The organism is Streptosporangium minutum, assembly GCF_002149035.1.
Lineage (GTDB): Bacteria > Actinomycetota > Actinomycetes > Streptosporangiales > Streptosporangiaceae > Streptosporangium > Streptosporangium minutum.
This window is the reverse complement of sequence record NZ_NGFP01000476.1, coordinates 1-2,238: the sequence shown is the minus strand read 5'-3', so window position 1 is coordinate 2,238 and position 2,238 is coordinate 1. Positions and strand designations below refer to the sequence as shown.

At 72.8% G+C, this 2,238-nt stretch carries 2 protein-coding genes and 1 pseudogene; 2 read left to right on the top strand and 1 reads right to left on the bottom strand.

Annotation, left to right across the window (positions count from 1 at the left end):
• Positions 1 to 1,125 (top strand): aminomethyl transferase family protein (locus CA984_RS43770; RefSeq protein ID WP_133061988.1); only part of this gene is annotated, 1,125 nt, incomplete at its 5' end.
• A 481-nt stretch (positions 1,126 to 1,606) separates the two neighbouring features.
• On the top strand, positions 1,607 to 2,014 hold the full coding sequence (locus CA984_RS43765; protein ID WP_341351770.1) for a PH domain-containing protein: 408 nt from the start codon (positions 1,607 to 1,609) through the stop codon (positions 2,012 to 2,014).
• A gap of 11 nt (positions 2,015 to 2,025) precedes the next feature.
• Here the strand turns inward: CA984_RS43765 and CA984_RS43760 are convergent.
• A pseudogene (locus CA984_RS43760) lies at positions 2,026 to 2,238 on the bottom strand (PH domain-containing protein); the annotation flags it as partial.

The following is a 2,238-nucleotide window of genomic DNA, read 5'->3' as shown; positions in this document are numbered from 1 at the left end:
CGGCCTGCCGGGTGGGCCGGGCGGATCTGGTCCCCGGCGATCCGGCAGGAGTGCCTGGCCACGCGGGACGCGGCGGGGCTGTTCGACCAGACCTCATTCTCAAAGCTTGAAATATCAGGACATCAGGCGCTGATGCGGTTGCAGCGGGTGTGCGCCGGGCAGCTCGACCGGGCCCCCGGCTCGATCGTCTACACCCAGCTCCTGAACGAGCGCGGCGGCATCGAGGCCGACCTGACCGTCACCCGCCTGGCCGAGGACCGCTTCCGCCTGGTCACCGGCACCGCCTTCGGCGTTCATGACGCGGCCTGGCTCCGCGGCCACGGCCTCGACGTCCGGGACGTCACCTCCGCCCACGCCTGCTACTGCCTGTGGGGCCCCCGCGCGCTGGACATCCTCGGCACTCTGTCCGACGACGATCTGACCTTCGGATACATGCAGGCCAGGGAGATCAGCGTCGGGAACGTCCCGGTGCTGGCCCAGCGGGTGACGTTCGTGGGCGAGTTCGGCTGGGAGCTGTACTGCCCGTCGGAGTACGGACTGACGCTGTGGGACACGCTCATGGAGGCGGGCACGCCGTACGGCATGCGCCCGGCCGGCTACCGGGCGATCGACTCGATGCGCCTGGAGAAGGGCTACCGCGTCTGGGGCATGGACATCACCCCGGAGACCACCCCCGTCGAAGCGGGGCTGGGTTTCGCGGTGGCCAAGGACAAGGACTTCCTCGGCCGGTCCGCGCTTGAGGCGGCCGCCCGGCGTACCCGGCGGGATCAGCCGGGCGGGCAGGACGGGACGGACGGGACGGACGCGCCCGCGGACCCGCCGGACCGGCAGCAGGGGGCGGACGGCCCCGCCCGGCGCCTGGCCTGCCTCGTCCTGGACGATCCCCGCCAGGTGTGCCTCGCCGGCGAGCCGGTCCGCCTCGGCGGCGAGCCGGCCTCCCGGGTGACCAGCGGCGGGTACGGCCACCGGGTGGAGCGCTCGATCGCCTACGCCTACCTGCCCGCCGGGACCGCCCCCGGAGACCGGGCCGAGGTCGGCGTCACCGGCACCTGGGTCGGCGCCACCGTGGTCGCCGAACCCCTCTACGACCCGGCCTCCGACCGGATCAGGCACCTGCCCACCTGACCGCTCGGCCCCCGGCGCGGACTCGGAGCCGTGCGGGTTCTGGCCCGTGCGGGTTCTGGTCCGTGCGGACTCTGGCCTCGCGTGGATTCTGGCCCGTGCGGGTTCTGGTCCGTGCGGACTCTGGCCTCGCGTGGATTCTGGTCCGTGCGGGTTCTGGTCCGTGCGGACTCTGGCCTCGCGTGGACTCTGGTCCGTGCGGGCCGGAGCCTGTGCGGGTCCAGAGTCCACGGGCCGGGCGCCACCTGCGTTCCCGGCGGGATCGGAGACGCTTTCTGTCCGCTTGTGTTAAATTCTGGCCATGCGGTCAAAAAATAAGCCGGATGGCCAAGAGTCTCGACCGTTCGTCGCGACGGCAGGCCGGGCGCAGGCGGCGCCTGGCGGGGAGGGCGCCGGAGCCGGCCAGGAGCTCACTCTCCGGCCGCCCCGGCATCCGGTCGACAGACGGGCGGTCCGGTGGTGGACGAGCCAGGCGGTGGTGATCATGGCCCCGCCCGTCCTCGTGCTGGCCCTCCTCGGCCTGCTGATCCCACCGGCCCGGTTCTGGCTGCTGCTCCCGGCGCTGGTCATCGCGGTGCCGGGAGTCGTCTACGCGCTGGTGATGCCGCGGTGGCGATTCCGGGTGCACCGCTGGGAGACCACCGACGACGCGGTCTACGCGGCCTCCGGGTGGATCTGGCAGAAGTGGCGGGTCGCACCGATGTCGCGGATCCAGACCGTCGACACGGTCCGGGGCCCGCTCCAGCAGATCTTCGGCCTGGCCGGCGTGACCGTCACCACGGCCTCGGCGGCGGGCGCGATAAAGATCAACGGACTGGACCACGCCCTTGCCGCCGACCTCGTCGAGCGGCTCACCGCCCGGACCCGGCACACCCCCGGCGATGCCACGTGAACCGCGACGGGACGGCCGCCGGCCGCCGCCGAGGCCGTGGTGACGGTCACGCCGGCCAGGCCGAAGATCTGCTGGAGCGGGCCCCGGACCGTGTCGACGGTCTGGATCCGCGACATCGGTGCGACCCGCCACTTCTGCCAGATCCACCCGGAGGCCGCGTAGACCGCGTCGTCGGTGGTCTCCCAGCGGTGCACCCGGAATCGCCACCGCGGCATCACCAGCGC